The organism is Brevibacterium sp. W7.2 (assembly GCF_018137945.1).
Taxonomy (GTDB): Bacteria; Actinomycetota; Actinomycetes; order Actinomycetales; family Brevibacteriaceae; genus Brevibacterium; species Brevibacterium sanguinis.
This window is the reverse complement of the sequence record NZ_CP073089.1, coordinates 948,136-964,157: the sequence shown is the minus strand read 5'-3', so window position 1 is coordinate 964,157 and position 16,022 is coordinate 948,136. Positions and strand designations below refer to the sequence as shown.

Sequence of the window (16,022 nt, the reverse complement as noted above, 5' to 3'; positions counted from 1 at the left end):
ACGCAGGCGGAACGGGCACGCCCGGTGGCCGCGGTGGACCGCCTCGGCGAGGGCCCGGACGGACACGCTTCGGCGGGGATGCGGAAGAGGGACCCCGGAATCTTCCGGAGTCCCTCTTCTGCCATTCAGCTGTTCTGCTCGCGCAACCGCCCTGCTCAGGCCGCCGCGCTCAGCGCGTTACTGCTCAGACGAGGCAGGTCACGCGCAGGCCCACTGGCCCCAGCCGGCCTTCGCCTGCAGCTTCTTCGCACGGTCGAACTGCTCCTGCGGGCTGGCGTCGATCGGGTTGCCCGATCCGCCGACGCTGCGCCAGGTGGCGAGCTTGAACTGGAAGAGTCCGAAGTGCGCGTTGTTCTGCTTGTTGACCGCGCGGGGGTTGAAGTTCGATTCGCACTTGGCGACCTGGTACCACTTCGAGCCGGGTCCGCCGAGCATCGCCTTGATCTCCTCGGTCGACATCGAACCGCCGCCACTGGAGCCCGAACCCGAGTCGCCGGAGTCGCTGCCGCCGGAGCCGGAGTCACCGGAGTCGCTGCCACCGGAGCCGGAACCGGAGTCGTCCTTCGGCGCCGGGGCTTCCTTCTTCTTCGTGCCCTCGACGACGACCTTGGCCTGCGGTTCGGAGAGGACCTTCTCGCCCTTCTTCTCCTTCTCGACCTCGTCGCCGTTGATGGTCTTGACCGCGTACTCGACTTCCTTCTCACCGGCCTTGCCCTTGTCCTCGACCTTCGTCTCGCCGACGTAGAGCGAGTCCGACTTCTTGGTCTGGGTCTCGGGCTTGATGTCTTCCTTCTCCTTGACGGTCTTGTTCTCCACCCGGTTGACGGTGAGAACCTGGCCGTCGGTGACCGATGCGCTCATCGGCACGGAGAGGAAGTCGTCCTTGCCGAGTTCGACCTTCGCCTCGCTGAGGGCGTCCTCTGCGGTCTCGACCGGAGCCGTGACCTTGACGTCCTTGCCGTCGGCGACGACGGTGAGCGCCTTGGCGGTCGTCACCGCGATGTCGGTCGGGCTCTCGACCTCGAGCTTGTCGTTGGCATCGGCGCTGAGGTCGGCGTCCTTGGCGTCGACGCCGAGGTCGGCGAGCGCCTGACCCACGGTGTTCGCGTTCGTCCACTCGTCGGTCTTCTTGCCGTCGACGGTGAGCGAGATGTCCTTGGCGGTGTTGACCGTGACCGTCATATCGCGGTCGATCTTCGTGTCGATGCCGGGCTTGACCTCATCGTTCTTCTCGAGGTCGATGTCCTGGCTGTCGAGAATCTGGCCGACGGTTCCGCCGAACGTGCGGATCTCCTTCGGCTCGCCGTTCACCTCGAGGGTGACGGGCTTGTTCATGGTGAGTACGGCGCCGGTGCCACCGACGAGACCGGTGATGACGACCGCCTGTGCGGCGATCTGCACCTTGCGGTTCTTGAGAAAATCAATCACAGAAATATCCCCGAGCAGAGTTGATCAGCTGTTTGCAACTCGTCCACTGTAACCGATTCGTTACATGTAACGCAAAAGATCACGAATCCGTAACAGGAAGTTCCCAGACTCCCGGATTCTCGGCGATCGCGGCCGTTGCCATCGTCGCAGGTCACGTGCCGTCAGGACCGTTTCCCGGGTTCTCAGGGTGAGACGGACACCACCGCCGAGGCGGCCGTGACCTCACCGTCGTGACCCGTCGTCTCCGCGTGGTCGGCGCCGCCGTTCGATGCAGCCATTCGGCGTCACCTAGCCCCGGCCGGTCACACGTGGCTGGTCAGCTGTGGCCGCGATGCCGGTCCGCCCCGGTCGCCATACCGGCTGACTCGCAGGCTCCCCGTCATCAGTCCCAGCTGCCGAGCGCGGTCTCCGCGTTCGTCCAGACCGCCTCGGCGAGGTCACCGGCGTCCATCCCGCGCACCTCGGCGAGCTTTCTCGCGGTGATCGGGGTGAGGTACGGACCGCCGGGCTTGCCGCGGTAGGGGTGCGGGGTGAGGAATGGGGCGTCGGTCTCGGTGAGGAGCAGCTCGAGCGGGGCGCTCGCGGCGGCCCTGCGCAGCTCATCGGCGTTCTTGAACGTGATGTTGCCGGCGAACGACATGAAGTAACCGGCCTCGGCGCATTCGCGGGCCATCGCCTCGTCGCCGGAGAAGCAGTGGAAGATCGTCACCTCGGGGGCGCCCTCCTCGCGGAGGATGCGCAGCACATCGGCGTGGGCCTCGCGGTCGTGGATCTGCAGGGCGCGGCCGGTGCGCTTGGCGATCTCGATGTGGGCGCGGAAGGACCGCTGCTGCTCGGCGATCCCGTCCTCGCCGGTGCGGAAGTAGTCGAGGCCGGTCTCCCCCACGACACGCATCCGGTCAGTGCTCGTCACAAGGGCTTCGATCTCGGTGAGCGCATCATCGAGCAGACCGGCCTCGGCCAGCCGCGGAGCCTCGTTCGGGTGGAGGGCCGCGCCGCCGAGCATCCACGTGCGCGGGCTCTCAGGCGGGGCCGGCACTGTCGCGACGACGCTCGGGTCGATGAGGGCGGACGCCGCGCTTCGACCATTCGCGTCGGTCTGGCTGCCGTTCGCATCGGCCTGACTGCCGCCAGTTCCGGCATGGCTCCCGTTCACATCGGCGACACCGGCACGGCCGGCGAACTGGGAGGCCACGAGCGCCGTCGTCCACCGGGCGGCCGGCAGGTCGCAGCCGATCTGCACGATCCGCCGCACCCCGGCCTGCTCGGCGGTGTCGAAGAAGAAGTCGAGGTCGGGGAACTCCTCTTCCTCGTCCGGAGTCACCTCGGGGGCCGGTTCGCCCGCACCCAGGGGCAGTCGCATTCCCGTGCCGATGTCGAGGTGAGTGTGGGTGTCGACGATCGGGTGGGGCAGGGGTTCGGGCACCGGAGGATACGTTCCGGCGGCGCGCGAGGCCATTACTCCGTCTCCTCCACGAACTTCGGGAACACCGGTTCGGGCTTCGGCAGCGATGTGCCGGGCACGAGCGGGTAGTCGATCGCGGCGAACGACCGGGGATCGATATCGGCGGCGGCCACGGAGCCTTCGGCCTCCTCGGCGAACGACGGGGCGATGCCGGCGGCAGCGACACCCGCCCCGGCGACGACGCCGACGGCGGCACCCGCGGACACGGTGTCCATGACTTCGGCACCCGACCCCGATTCGACGGCGGTCGGCAGGACCTTCGCCCCCGCCTCGGCGACACCGGCGGGCACCCCGAGGAGATCGAGGATCCGGCCCGCGGATTCGGGCATCACCGGCTGGATGAGGATCGAGATGATGCGCACGACCTCGATCGTCACCCACAGCACGGTGGCCATGCGCTCGGGATCGGTCTTCTTCAGCTTCCACGGCTCCTGCGCGGAGAAGTAGCGGTTGGCCTCGGAGAGGACCTTCCAGCACGCGTCGACATACTGATGCAGCGACTGGGTGTCGACGTGGGCTCGGGCGGTCGCCAGCGTGCCGCGGGCCAGCGCCAGCAGGGTCTCGTCCGCCTCGGTGAGCTCACCGGGCTGCGGAACCTGGCCGTCGCAGTTCTTCGCGATCATCGACAGTGAGCGCTGGGCGAGGTTGCCGTACTCGTTGGCGAGGTCGGCGTTCTTGCGGGTGATGATCGAGTCCTTCGTGTACGAGCCGTCCTGGCCGTAGGAGAACTCGCGGAAGAGGAAGAAGCGGACGGTGTCGAGACCGAACGCATCGACGAGGTCGATGGGATCGACGACGTTGCCGACGGACTTCGACATCTTCTCCCCGGCGTTGAAGAGGAAGCCGTGGGCGTGGACGCGGCGGGGCAGCTCGATGCCCGCAGACATGAGGAACGCCGGCCAGTAGACGCTGTGGAAGCGGATGATGTCCTTGCCGATGATATGGACGTCGGCCGGCCACCACTTCGCCAGGGCCTCCTCGTCGTCGGGGTAGCCGGCGGCGGTGAGGTAGTTCGTCAGGGCGTCGATCCACACGTACATCACGTGCTTGTCGTTGCCGGGCACGGGCACGCCCCAGTCGAAGGTCGTGCGCGAGATCGAGAGGTCCTTGAGTCCGGAGGCGACGAACGAGGCGACCTCGTTGCGGCGGGAGTCGGGCCCGATGAACTCCGGGTGGTCGCGGTAGAGCTCGAGGAGCCGGTCCTGGTACTTCGAGAGACGGAAGAAGTAGGACTCCTCCTCCGTCCAGGTCACCTCGGTGCGGGTCTCCTTGGACAGGCGCACGCCATCGACGACCTCGGTCTCGTCCTCGGTGTAGAACGCTTCGTCGCGCACCGAGTACCAGCCGGAGTACGAGTCGAGGTAGATGTCGCCGGCCTCCTCGAGCCGGCGCCAGATCGCCTGCGAGGCCGCGTAGTGGTCGGGGTCGGTCGTGCGGATGAACCGATCGAACGTCGAGCCGAGGGCCAGCTGGGTGTCGCGGAAGTTCTTCGCGTTGTCGTCAGCGAGTTCCTTGGGAGTGATGCCGAGCTTGTTCGCCGCCTGGAGCATCTTCAGACCGTGCTCATCGGTGCCGGTGGCGAAGAACACCTCGTGGTTGTCGAGGCGCTTGAACCGCGCGATGGTGTCGGCGGCGATGTACTCGTATGCATGCCCGATGTGGATGGCCCCATTGGGGTAGGCGATCGCTGTTGTCACGTAGTAACCCATAGGTCAATCAGTCTAAAGGACGCGCAGCGGCGGGACGGACGGCGTCCGCGGGGGTGGGTGCGTTGGTGGCCGACGGGGCGGGGCGGGCCTCGGCGGGGCGGGTCTGGGCGCGGTGAGTTCCCGCGCACAGGGCCGGCGGGAAGGCGCGCCTGCAGCCCCACGGCATTAGAGCTCACCCTGGTTTGGAGGGCTCGGTTCTTGGCATGAGCTCTGGAAACCAGGGTGAGCTGTGGCAAGAACTCCCGACCGGCACCCCCTCCCGGTCGACGCAGGGCGGGTCAGAACAGGCTCAGAGCCGGAGGGGCTTGCCCCTGAACTTCAGCAGCTCGGGCGCCTGTTGGAAGAGCTTCGCCCCGAACACCTGCGGATTGAGAATGTCTCTGAAGGCGAAGTGGACGACCTTGTACCCCATCGTCAGCAGCATGTTGTGCTGGTAGCTCTCCCGCTTCAGGCGACTGCGTCCGAACTCCTCGTACTTGCCGGAACCGTCGACGGCCAGCGCCGTCATCGTCTGCCGGTGGAGAAAGTCCAGCCGCGTGAGGAAGTCCCCGTCGTGGGCGACATTCCACTGCTGGTCGAAATCGTGCAGGCCGAGGAGATGGAGATTGAACGAGCTTCGACTTTCCGCGTAGCTTTCCGACAGCGGAGAGATGTGCTCAAGCAGGGTGAGAGCTCGTCTACGTCCACGCGCCAGTCGGAGAGCAGCAGGAGCGAAGTCCTGGGCGACGAGGTTGCGGCCGATGTCCGCGAGCACACGGGGATTGGCGAACCCCAGACGCTTTTTGAGTCCGTACCGCTGGTGGACGCCTCTTCGCAGGGTGGCCTCCAAGGCGGCGAATCCCGCAACCGGGCCGCCGTACTCGATGAGGTCCAGGCTGGTGCGGATCGAGCTCGTCACTTCCACGTCAGACAGGATCGCTCGATCAGCACTGGGCACCGCGCGCCGGAAGCGGCGGATGGCTGGGCTCAGTGTGCTCGCAGTCGGATGCATGACCGTCAGCGGGCTCAATGGCAGGTCGAACATCGGCAGGTCGTGAAGAAGCGCTGCGGACACACCGGAGACGACATCGCCCCGGCGATAATGCGGGTAGTGCATGACCTCGAGACGCGCCAACTTGGCGCGAATCGCACGATCCTCGATCCGTTCGGCCATCGAAGAGTCCTGGAACTGCTCAGTCCACGCTGTGTCCGTGATCAGCTCGTGGATGCGCGCATGACGAGGAACGGTGCAGGCGACGGCGATCGAATACACCCCTCGGCAGACGCGGATGAGACAGCAGTCGACAGCTCGACTGATCTCCACGCTGGTCACCCCGGCTGCACGCAGGGTCTGAGAGGTCACCACATTGCACGTCTGCTGTTCCCTGTGATCGTCCATGCGCACACTCTGGCGCCGGCAGTCGGCCGCCGCATCTGCCGGCGGGTGCCCTGTGGAAACGCGATGAGCGTCCACAGGCTATGCGAGCACAAGTGCCCACAGTGTCCCCAGGGGGCTCGACGGCACCGCACCCGCGTCGGCGTTCCTGACATCGCCGTTCTTCCATGTCGCTAGCCGTCGCAGTTCCTCACAGACGCATCACCGCAGGCGAGAGTGCCAGGATTCGAGTACTCATCGACACTGTCAGGCACATCGGAAGCGTGAGACCACGCAGCTGAACGGACCGCAGACCTCGCCCGCGCCGCTTGAGCTCTGTCGAGTACGAGCGGCTCACGTTGTTAACAGAGCCGCCCAAACGAAGGTGAGCCCAAACCGTCCACAGCCGATCGCACACGAGTGGGACCGTCCGGCGGGCCCGACAGTCCGACCGCGCACGACCCGCAGCACGGCCCCGGGTCACTCGCGGTGGAGCCAGGCCTCGTAGATCTCCCGCTTGGACAGGCCGAAGCGCTTCGCGATCTGGCCGGCCGCGTCCTTCGCGCGCACACCCGAATCGATGAGCGCCTCCATCTCGCCGAGGTGGTCCTCCGGAGCCGTCTCCACTGCGGTGGCGCCGGCGAGGACGAGGGTGAGTTCCCCGCGCAGCCCACCGGCGGCGAGCTCGCGCAGCGACCCGACGGTGCCGCGCAGCGTCTCCTCGTACGTCTTCGTCAGTTCCCGGCTGATGCTCATCGGCCGGTCGGGGCTGATGACCGACGCGAGGTCGTCCATCGCCTCGGCGATCCGGTGCGGGCTTTCGAAGAAGACCATCGTCCGCTTCTCCGACTTGAGCTCCTCGAAGAGCGTCCTGCGAGCCCCGGACTTCCGGGGCAGGAAGCCCTCGAAGCTGAAACGGTCGCTCGGCAGACCGGAGACGGCGAGCGCCATGAGCACCGCCGACGGCCCCGGCGTCGCGGTTACCGGCAGATCGGCCTCGGCGCACGCCCTGACGACGCGATATCCGGGGTCGGAGACCGCCGGCATCCCAGCATCGCTGAGCTGCACGACGGTCTGCCCGCCGCGGACGAGGTCGACGATCTCGTGCGCGCGGGACTGTTCGTTGTGGTCGAAGACGCTGAGCACGCGCTTCGTGTGCGCGATGCCCAAACGCTGAGCGAGGGAGAGGAAACGGCGGGTGTCCTCGGCGGCGATGACGTCAGCAGTCGAGATGGCCTCCCGCATCCGCGGGCTCGCATCGCCGAGGTTGCCGATCGGAGTCCCGACGAGGATGAGTCGTCCGCCGGTGAGGTCAGGTCCGTGTTCGCTCAGGTCGGAACTGTGTTCGGAGGAGTCGGCGTCGCCGGCGAGAGGCTCAGAAATACCGGGCTCCTGCGTCACGAAGCGCTTGCTCCGGTGGCGAAGATCAGGGCGAACACACCGAAGTAGATGAAGATGATGAACAGTCCGATGAGGATCCAGATTCCGGTGCCGATGTAGCCGACCCAGAGGGCGGCGATCGCCATGCCGTCGCCGCGCTCGCCGCGCTCTCTGATCTGTTTGCGGGCGATGTGGCCCATGACGATCCCGGCGATGCTCGCGAGGAAGAAGCCCGAGACGGTGCCGAAGATCGAGGCGACCAGGGCGATGATCGCCAAGGTGTTGGTGGGTGCCAGCTGCTGGTAGCCGACTCCGGCGCTGCCGTAGCTCGCGGGACCGTACGTGCTTCCGTAGTTCGCGACCTGCTGGTTGTTCGCGGCCTGGTAGCCGCTGGGATCGTAGCTGTTCGACGGCTGCCCGGACTGCGGCTGCTGGTAGTACATATCGGGATTGTTCCAGTTGTTCTGACTGCTCATGACTTCTCTCCTCGGGGATTCTCCCTCAACCGTACCGAGCACGGCACCGAGACCAAAGGCGAACGTGTTGCAATCCTGCATCGTCGGCCGTCGGAGACCTCCTCTGCGACCGATGCCAGGCGGATCGCAGCGGAGCAGCGTGCCGCCGGAGAAAGGGGTGCGCCCCAGACTCCGCTCGTCAGAGACGTGCTGAGTTCGCCCCGCAGACACAGGGCGAGCCCGCCCCTCAGGCCGTCACGGCGAACATCGCGAACAGGCTCGCGCCGACGATCGCGATGATGACGATGGCCAGGAGCGCCAGGCCGATGCTGATGTAGCCCATGATGAGGCCCGCTGTTGCCTGACCGCGGCCGTCTTCGCCGGTGCGTTTGATCTGGCCGCGCGCCACGTGTCCGAAGATCACCGCGAGGATCGGAGCCAGCCACAGGAGCATCGCGAGGAAGCTGAAGAGCCACCCGATGACCGGTATCATCGCAAGCAGCCAGCAGACGAAACCGCCGGCGAGGCCGATGATGCCCATCCACATCGACCACCCGGCCAACGCGTTCGGCTTGCGGTAGACGACCATCGGCGCGCCGTACGTTCCGTAGGTGACCGGTTGGCTGAAACCGCCGGGCTGGCTCATCGAGGGCTGCCCGCCCGACGGTCCCACCGAGTCGAGGTACTGACCGTAGTCCGTGTACTGGCCGCCACCGTAGCTGACCTGGTCATATCCGTTCTGGCCTGAACCGTAGCCGGTCTGGCCCGATCCGTAGCCGGGCTGACCGGAACCGTAACCGGGCGATGGCTGGGACGCTCCGTATCCGGAGCCGAACTGCTGGGAGCCGACCTGGGGCGGGTCGCTCGGGCGGTAGTTCGGGTTGTTCGACACTCTCATCACCGTCTTCGCTCGTACACGGAACTTCTCGCACAGCACGTCATGCAATGCCTGTAGTGATCAGCCTAACCGCCATCCCCCGCGTGCGATACCGCCAGCTTCACGTCAGTTCCCCACAGCTGTGCAATTCAATTCAGCAGCGACCGTTCTCGTCAGTCAGCGGCGTCTGACCTCAGCCACCGTCAAGACGCAACGGCCCCCGACGAGGCGCGGCAGGCAGGTGCGAACCGCGCCGAGGCGGGCCGACGTCCGAGACACGACCGTGCGAACGCTGAACGGCTTCACCGACACCGCGCCCTAGACTTGGCCGTGATGACAGCTCCCCATGATCCCCCATCGCCGAGGCGGCGCGCCGAACCGACAGGCGCCCCTGAACCGACGACCGACCCCGGTTCGACCGCAGCGACCACACCGGCGACTCCGGCGACCTCTGCAGCGACCGCAGCGCTGCGCGACACAATCTCGTCGACGTCCCCCGACTCCGAGAAGTCTGCAAGCAACGACAAGGCAGGGGGCACTGACCGTGGCCCGACCGCGCGGCCATCGCGCCGCGTCGCGCGCGAGACCCGAGCCCGCCGGCGCGAAGCCGTCCTCGCCGGAGCCGCGGCCCTGCGCAGGGAGACCTTCTCCGCCGGCATGTGGGCGACCCGGGCACCGGTCTGGATGTGGCCTGCGCTCATCGTCATCACGCTCATCAGCGGCGCCCTGCGCCTCTTCCGCCTCGACTTCCCGCCGCGGCTGATCTTCGACGAGACCTACTACGTCAAGGATGCCTACTCGGTCGTCACCTTCGGCTACGAGCGCGCCTGGCCGGAGAACGCCGACGATTCCTTCAACGCCGGCGACCCGAGCGTCATCGAGTCCGGCCCCGAGTACGTCGTCCATCCGCCGCTGGGCAAATGGGTCATCGGATGGGGCATCGACCTCTTCGGTGCCGACGACTCCTTCGGCTGGCGCTTCTCCGTCGCCATCGTCGGCACCCTGACGATCTTCCTCATCGGCCTCGTCGCCTGGAAGCTGTTCCGGTCGGCCTTCTTCGCATGCGTGGCCGCAGGCCTGCTCGCTGTCGACGGCGAGCACTTCGTCCACTCCCGCACGAGCCTGCTCGACATCGTGCTCATGGCCTTCATCCTGCTCGCCTTCTACTTCATCCTCCTCGACCGCGAGCAGGTGACGAAGCGGCTCGCCCGCTGGACCGCGGGACTCGACGGCGCTCCCCCACCGACGGGCGATCCCGCAACGGACCCCGCCGGTCCTGCAGCCAACGCCGCCGCAGAAGCCCAGAGCCCCGCCGCGAAGTCCGCCCGCGCCAAGTTCGCCGACGCGATCAACTTCGGCCCCCGCCTCGGCGCCCGGCCCTGGCTCATCGCCGCGGGCATCAGCCTGGGGCTCGCCACCGGCGTGAAATGGTCGGGCCTCTACGCCCTGGCCGCGTTCGGCATCCTCGTCGTCGCCTGGGACGTTCATTCCCGCTTCCGCGCCGGCGTCGTCCATCCGTGGCTCGGCGCCCTCATCCGCGACAGCATCCCGGCGTTCCTCTCCCTCGTGCCCGTCGCCCTCATCACCTACATCGCGACGTGGACGGGCTGGATCCTCTCCGACGACGGCTGGGACCGGCAGTGGGCGGCCGAGACGCCCGGCTGGTGGCAGTCCCTCCCGTCGTGGCTGTACTGGCTGCCCTCGCTCGCGCGCTACCACTACACGGCGTACTCGTTCCACGTCGGCCTCGACGCCGAGCACCCCTACATGTCCAACCCGTGGGGCTGGATCGTCCAGTGGCGGCCGACGTCGTTCTACTACGAATCCCTCAACCAGGGCGACCTCGGATGCGAGGCGATCCGGTGCTCCTCGGCGATCACCTCGGTGGGCAACCCCGTCATCTGGGGCCTGGCGCCGGTCGCCCTCCTCATCGTCCTCGCCGCGTGGATCATCCGCCGCGACGTCCGCTGCGGGGTCATCCTCGCCGGGCTCGCCGCGACGTGGCTGCCGTGGTTCGCCTACCAGGAGCGGACGATCTTCACGTTCTACACGATCGTCATGGTTCCCTTCGTCGTCCTCGCGCTCACGTACTGCCTTGCGCTGCTGTGGGGGCGGCGGAATCCCGCTCCCCCATTCGCCGAGGCGGTCCGACCGTCCCCGGCGACGCCGGGTTCCGCTCCCGAACCGCAGACCACCCCCGGTCAGTCCCCGGACACCGGCACCCCGACGACCCCCGAAACCGCCCGCGCCCCCCGCCGCCGAGGCCGCCGACCGTCGTGGACGCTCCTGGCCCGCCGCCTCGGCGTCGGTCTCATCCTCGCCGCCGCGGTGCTCGCGTTCGCGTACTTCTGGCCGATCTACACCGGCGAGGTCATCCCGTTCGAAGCGTGGAACAACAGGATGTGGAACGTCACCTGGCGCTGACCTGAACTCGACATGACGGGGTCGCCTCGGCGACACCGGCTGTTCACCTGCGCGTCACGGCCCGTCGTTAGGTTCGGGGCATTGTGACTGACACCGCCATACCGAACCACCCAGCTCCCGCCTCGGCGACACCCGCTCCCACCTCGGTGGACACGAGGACATCAGAGCCGGACACATCGCGAACCGTCGCCATCATCCCCGCCCGCGGCGGATCGAAGGGCATCCCCCTGAAGAACCTCCAGAAGGTCGCGGGCGTCTCGCTGCTCGCTCGGGCGATCAACGCGGCGAAGGCCACCCCGAGCATCGACCGGGTCATCGTCTCGACCGACCACGACGGCATCGCCGCAGAGGCGATCCGGGCCGGCGCCGAGGTGTCCCACCGTCCCGCGGAGATCGCCGGGGACACGGCGACGAGCGAATCGGCGATCATCCACACCCTGAACACCCTTGACGAGGACTTCGACGTCACCGTGTTCATGCAGTGCACGTCGCCGTTCATCGACTCCGCCTCGATCGACAATGCCGTGTGCCGGGTCGCCGACGGGCAGGACGACGTCGTGTTCTCCGCCGTCGAGGACCATTCGTTCCTCTGGCGCCTCGATGACGACGCCGAGGCGGTCGCCGTGGGCCATGACAAGGCATTCCGTCCGCGGCGCCAGGACCGAGCCAAGCACTTCAACGAGACCGGGGCGTTCTACGTCATGCGCACGGCCGGGCTGCTCGAGAGCGGACACCGCTTCTTCGGCCGGGTCGGCATCGAGGAGGTCCCGCCCGAGCACGCCCGCGAGATCGACGACATGTCCGACCTCACGCTGGTCCGTGCGATCGCCTCGACGCAGGAGACGGCTCAGGTCATCGACGTCGATGCGCTCGTCACGGACTTCGACGGCGTCCACACCGACGACGGCGCCTATGTCGATGAGGACGGAAACGAGCAGGTCAGGATCCACCGCGGCGACGGAATGGGAATCTCACGCTTGGTGAAAACAGGTTTCCCTGTCATGATTCTCTCAAAGGAACGCAACCCTGTGGTCACCCGCAGGGCGGAGAAACTTCATATTGACGTAACCCAGGGTGTGGACAATAAGTCGGAGGTTCTGCGGTCGTGGATCGACGCGCAGGGCCTCGACGCCACCCGCGTCGCCTATGTCGGCAACGACATCAATGACCTCGAAGCCTTCGAAGTCGTCGGGTGGCCGATCGCCGTCGCGGACGCCCACCCCAAGGTGCTCGCCGCCGCTCGAGTCGTTCTCGACCGGCCGGGCGGACGGGGCGCGGTCCGCGAGGTCTGCGACCTCATCCCCACCCGCAACTGAGTCAGGCACCGGATCGCGGCCGACCGGCGGCCCCACCGACAACTCCACACCGCAGTTCATCCACAGACACAACTCCACATGGAATCGCACCACCCACCCCGCGCGGAGGCACCCACCGCGTACGAACGAAAGCAGGATTCATGACTGATCACATCGCCCCCGTGGCCATCGGCGACCAGCTCGTCGGACCCGGCCAGCCCGTGTACATGATCGGTGAGATCGGCATCAACCACAACGGTGACGTCGAGATCGCCAAGCAGCTCATGGATGCCGCAGCGACCGCAGGCGCGCAGGCCGTGAAGTTCCAGAAGCGCAACCCCGACGTCGCCGTGCCCGAACACCAGAAGTCGAAGATGCGCTCGACCCCGTGGGGCGAGATGACGTACCTCGACTACAAGTTCCGCGTCGAGTTCGAGCGCGAGGAGTACACCGAGATCGATCGCTACGCGAAGGAACTCGGCCTGCAGTGGTTCGCCTCCCCGTGGGACGTCGACTCCGTCGAGTTCCTCGAGGACCAGTTCGATGCGCTCACCTACAAGGTCGCCTCGGCGTCGCTGACCGACTTCGAGCTGCTCCGCGAGATCGCCGAGACCGGCAAGCCGGTGCTCTGCTCGTCCGGCATGTCCGACTGGGAGACCCTCGATGCCGCCGTCGAGGTCTTCGACCGCGACAAGCTCGTCCTCATGCACGCCACCTCGACGTATCCGCTGCCGCCGGAGGAGGTCAACCTCCTCGCGATCCCCGCGATGCGGGAGCGCTACGGGGTGCCCGTGGGCTACTCGGGTCACGAGCTCGGCCTCGAGATCTCCTTCGCCGCCGCCGCGCTCGGCGCGGTGACGATCGAACGTCACATCACCCTCGACTCCTCGATGTGGGGATCGGACCAGTCGGCTTCGATGGAGCCTCGCGAGTTCGCCTCGCTCGTCAAGGGCGTGCGCGTCCTCGAGCAGGCGATGGGTGACGGCGTCAAGCGCGTCATGCCCGGCGAAGAGTCGAAGATCGACTCCCTCCGCAAGGTCACCGCTTGATCGCGACCCCCTGAGGTCGCCAGCGCACCGCCCCGCCGGACTGCAGTCCGGCGGGGCGGTTTCCGCATGCGCACAGGACCATCGAGGCCAACCTTCGGTGAACTCCTCGGACCGCGTCGTTAACCCTGTCGTCACCTGCTGTTACTCAGTCATGTCTACCATCGTCTGAGCCCATGCACGTGCGGCACTCCCCTGCGGCCGTGCTCAGCAGCGAAAGGACCCCATGACCACTCCCCTGACCAGCGTCATCATCGCGGCGAAGAACGCCGAACAGACCATTGGGAGCAGTCTCAAGAGCTTGACCATGCAGGGGTTCACCCCCGATGAACTCGAAGTCCTCGTCGTCAACGACGGATCGGACGACCATTCGGCCGAGGTCATCGCCGAATACGAGGACAAGCTCAATATGGTGACGATCGAGAACCCCACCTCGCTCGGCGTCTCGGCATCGCGCAACCTCGCGCTCGAGGCCTCCACCGGCCAGACCATCACCTACCTCGACGGTGACGACTGGTACGCGCCGGGTCACCTGCGGAAGATGACGGATGCGATCACCGGGCTCGGCGTCGACTTCGTCAAGATCGACTACGTGCTCGTCGAAGGCACCAAGCGCAGCCTCAATCAGGCGCCCTGTGCTCTCCGGAACCGTCCGCTGAATCCGCGCGACTACATCATGCCCGCGAACATGCCGACGATGGTCGACTACCCGGCGTGCTGGACAGGCATCTTCACCCGCAGCATGGCCGATCGCGGCCTGCTCACCTTCGATCCCGCCCTGCGAACCTGCGAGGACCGCCCCTGGACGTGGCGACAGCACCTCGAGTCGGATTCGTTCGCCGTCATCAACTCCGCGGGCCTGTGCTATCGCAAGGGAATGTCGACGTCGCTGACCTCGATCTACGACGAACGGCAGCTCGACTTCATCCCGGCCTTCCGGACTGTCTTCGCGATGCTCGAGAGCGATCCGGAGATCGACGAGTTCGAAACGAAGGCCGTGCGGAACTTCCTGTCGATCCTCTACCACCAGCTCGTCAAACGGTCGGACCAGATGACCGCCGAGGTGAAGCAGAAGCTGTTCGCCGGTGCGACGACGAACGTCAAGATGATCAAACCCGAACTCGTCGATCGGGTGGTCGAGAAGTTCGGCGACGACCGCGTTCCGGTCATCGCCCCGGTTCTGAGGAGGGCACAGGCATGACACAGCTCATCCAGGTCTCCACCCTGTATCAGCTCGCCAACGTGGCCGCGAACATCGACGCCGGTCACTTCGGGCCGGCGGACGAGCGCCGCATCCTCGTGGTCGCCAACAACGCCTACGCGCCTGAGATCACCCCGTCGGCGATCGACCTGCTCGGCGCCGCAACCCTGCTCAGTCGGTTCGATTCGGTCGTCGATTGGAATGCCGCCATCTGGCCGAGCCACCCCAAGCAGTTCGGCATCTCACCGACGCGGGCACCGATCATGCGCACGCTGCTCGAACACCTGTGGTCGCTCTCCCCCGACGAGGACATCTCGCTTGTCGTCGAGTCGCTGCCCGGTCACCCGGCCCACGCGCTCACCCAGGTCTTCGCCGACGCGCCGATCTCCGTGCACTCCGACGGCCTGATGAGCTACGGACCGGTCCGCAATCCGCTCGGACGTCCGCTCTGGCAGCGCCTCGAGAACGTCCACTACACCGACTTGCTGCCCGGAGTCATGCCCCGACAGCTCGCCGAACACGCTCCGAATCGGATCGCTCTGACCGTCGACGAACTTCGTCCGGTCATCGAGGAGATGGCCCGGGAATCCGACGACGCCCTGACCGCCGCTGGCCTGTCGGCCCCGATCGACGACAGCGCCCTGGTCCTCGGCCAGTACCTTGCGGAGATCGAGCTCATCACCGAGGAGGAGGAGATCCAGCTCCACCTCGACATGCTCGACGAGGTGAAGAAGCGCGGAGTGGGCACGGTGATCTTCAAGCCCCACCCGACATCCGCCCGGACCGTCGCCGAACCGCTGAGGCGGCGCGCGGAGGCCCTCGGCCTGCGCTTCGTCCTCGCCGATGTGCCCGTCCTCGCCGAGGTGGTGGCATCGCGGACGCAGCCGCGGCTCGTCGTCTCGTGCTTCTCCACCGGGCTAGTGACCACCCAGGCACTGTACGGAACCGCGACCGCTGTCGTCGGCACGGAGCTGCTCCTCGAGCGGATCGCCCCGTATCAGAACAGCAACCGCATCCCGCTGACGATCGTCGATGCGCTCAATCGCGGCGGCTATGTCCTCGAGGACCGCCCGGGCGGCCGCGGACTCAGGGACTTCAACGCCCTTATCGACGCCGTCACCTACTGCATGCAGTCGACCATCATGACTCACCTGCGGGAACCCGCCGAGCGTTTCCTCACGGCGGCTGTCGGTACGGGCGACATGGTGTACTTCAAGCGCAAGCGCCTCACCCGCCTCGATCTGCCGGGCAGCCTCGAGGCGTCGAACCGCGGACGAGTGCTGCGCACGGGGAAGCGGATCCTGCGCAAGAATGCGAAGTCCGCGCTGTCGAAGCTCGACCGCCGTGGGATCAAGATCGACGTCGCCAAGCTGACCGGACGCCGCTGA

The 16,022-nt window shown here is 66.8% G+C and carries 12 protein-coding genes; 5 read left to right on the top strand and 7 right to left on the bottom strand.

Annotation, left to right across the window (positions count from 1 at the left end):
* Nucleotides 1–198 precede the first annotated feature (198 nt).
* From J9315_RS04185 to J9315_RS04155, 7 genes are all read right to left on the bottom strand, one after another.
* Nucleotides 199–1,428: a resuscitation-promoting factor gene (locus J9315_RS04185; protein WP_198499445.1), complete on the bottom strand. Its 1,230-nt coding sequence runs from the start codon at nucleotides 1,426–1,428 to the stop codon at nucleotides 199–201.
* A 382-nt stretch (nucleotides 1,429–1,810) separates the two neighbouring features.
* Nucleotides 1,811–2,887 (bottom strand): TatD family hydrolase, encoded by a 1,077-nt coding sequence (locus tag J9315_RS04180; RefSeq protein ID WP_198499446.1) that lies wholly within the window; start codon nucleotides 2,885–2,887, stop codon nucleotides 1,811–1,813.
* Nucleotides 2,887–4,602 (bottom strand): methionine--tRNA ligase, encoded by a 1,716-nt coding sequence (gene metG / locus J9315_RS04175; protein WP_198499447.1) that lies wholly within the window; start codon nucleotides 4,600–4,602, stop codon nucleotides 2,887–2,889. The genes J9315_RS04180 and metG overlap by 1 nt, the downstream gene beginning before the upstream one ends.
* 289 nt (nucleotides 4,603–4,891) lie before the next feature.
* Complete coding sequence (locus tag J9315_RS04170; protein WP_198499448.1) at nucleotides 4,892–5,980, bottom strand: hypothetical protein; 1,089 nt, start codon at nucleotides 5,978–5,980, stop codon at nucleotides 4,892–4,894.
* A 456-nt stretch (nucleotides 5,981–6,436) separates the two neighbouring features.
* The gene (gene rsmI / locus J9315_RS04165) at nucleotides 6,437–7,288 is read right to left on the bottom strand and encodes a 16S rRNA (cytidine(1402)-2'-O)-methyltransferase (protein WP_232623922.1); all 852 of its coding nucleotides are present in this window, start codon (nucleotides 7,286–7,288) and stop codon (nucleotides 6,437–6,439) included.
* Nucleotides 7,289–7,353: 65 nt separating this feature from the next.
* Nucleotides 7,354–7,812 carry a DUF4190 domain-containing protein gene (locus tag J9315_RS04160; protein ID WP_198499450.1) on the bottom strand — a complete coding sequence of 153 codons (459 nt, stop codon included), beginning with the start codon at nucleotides 7,810–7,812 and terminating at the stop codon, nucleotides 7,354–7,356.
* Nucleotides 7,813–8,038: 226 nt separating this feature from the next.
* Nucleotides 8,039–8,689 carry a DUF4190 domain-containing protein gene (locus tag J9315_RS04155; protein ID WP_232623672.1) on the bottom strand — a complete coding sequence of 217 codons (651 nt, stop codon included), beginning with the start codon at nucleotides 8,687–8,689 and terminating at the stop codon, nucleotides 8,039–8,041.
* A 312-nt stretch (nucleotides 8,690–9,001) separates the two neighbouring features.
* Between J9315_RS04155 and J9315_RS04150 the strand changes: the two genes are divergently transcribed.
* From J9315_RS04150 to J9315_RS04130, 5 genes are all read left to right on the top strand, one after another.
* Nucleotides 9,002–11,092 carry a phospholipid carrier-dependent glycosyltransferase gene (locus tag J9315_RS04150; protein WP_198499452.1) on the top strand — a complete coding sequence of 697 codons (2,091 nt, stop codon included), beginning with the start codon at nucleotides 9,002–9,004 and terminating at the stop codon, nucleotides 11,090–11,092.
* An 83-nt stretch (nucleotides 11,093–11,175) separates the two neighbouring features.
* Nucleotides 11,176–12,408 (top strand): acylneuraminate cytidylyltransferase, encoded by a 1,233-nt coding sequence (locus J9315_RS04145; protein WP_232623673.1) that lies wholly within the window; start codon nucleotides 11,176–11,178, stop codon nucleotides 12,406–12,408.
* Nucleotides 12,409–12,548: 140 nt separating this feature from the next.
* The gene (locus tag J9315_RS04140; RefSeq protein ID WP_198499453.1) at nucleotides 12,549–13,436 is read left to right on the top strand and encodes an N-acetylneuraminate synthase family protein; all 888 of its coding nucleotides are present in this window, start codon (nucleotides 12,549–12,551) and stop codon (nucleotides 13,434–13,436) included.
* A 223-nt stretch (nucleotides 13,437–13,659) separates the two neighbouring features.
* Nucleotides 13,660–14,634, top strand: coding sequence for a glycosyltransferase family 2 protein (locus J9315_RS04135; RefSeq protein WP_198499454.1), 975 nt, complete (start codon nucleotides 13,660–13,662; stop codon nucleotides 14,632–14,634).
* Nucleotides 14,631–16,022: a polysialyltransferase family glycosyltransferase gene (locus tag J9315_RS04130; RefSeq protein ID WP_198499455.1), complete on the top strand. Its 1,392-nt coding sequence runs from the start codon at nucleotides 14,631–14,633 to the stop codon at nucleotides 16,020–16,022. Before J9315_RS04135 ends, J9315_RS04130 begins: the two co-directional genes overlap by 4 nt.

Bases quoted from the DNA above. Each gene is read 5' to 3' on its own strand.
- J9315_RS04180 (WP_198499446.1), bottom strand. From the start codon at position 2,887: ATGGCCTCGCGCGCCGCCGGAACGTATCCTCCGGTGCCCGAACCCCTG.
- metG (WP_198499447.1), bottom strand. From the start codon at position 4,602: ATGGGTTACTACGTGACAACAGCGATCGCCTACCCCAATGGGGCCATC.
- J9315_RS04170 (WP_198499448.1), bottom strand. From the start codon at position 5,980: ATGGACGATCACAGGGAACAGCAGACGTGCAATGTGGTGACCTCTCAG.
- J9315_RS04160 (WP_198499450.1), bottom strand. From the start codon at position 7,812: ATGAGCAGTCAGAACAACTGGAACAATCCCGATATGTACTACCAGCAG.
- J9315_RS04155 (WP_232623672.1), bottom strand. From the start codon at position 8,689: ATGAGAGTGTCGAACAACCCGAACTACCGCCCGAGCGACCCGCCCCAG.
- J9315_RS04150 (WP_198499452.1), top strand. From the start codon at position 9,002: ATGACAGCTCCCCATGATCCCCCATCGCCGAGGCGGCGCGCCGAACCG.
- J9315_RS04140 (WP_198499453.1), top strand. From the start codon at position 12,549: ATGACTGATCACATCGCCCCCGTGGCCATCGGCGACCAGCTCGTCGGA.
- J9315_RS04135 (WP_198499454.1), top strand. From the start codon at position 13,660: ATGACCACTCCCCTGACCAGCGTCATCATCGCGGCGAAGAACGCCGAA.
- J9315_RS04130 (WP_198499455.1), top strand. From the start codon at position 14,631: ATGACACAGCTCATCCAGGTCTCCACCCTGTATCAGCTCGCCAACGTG.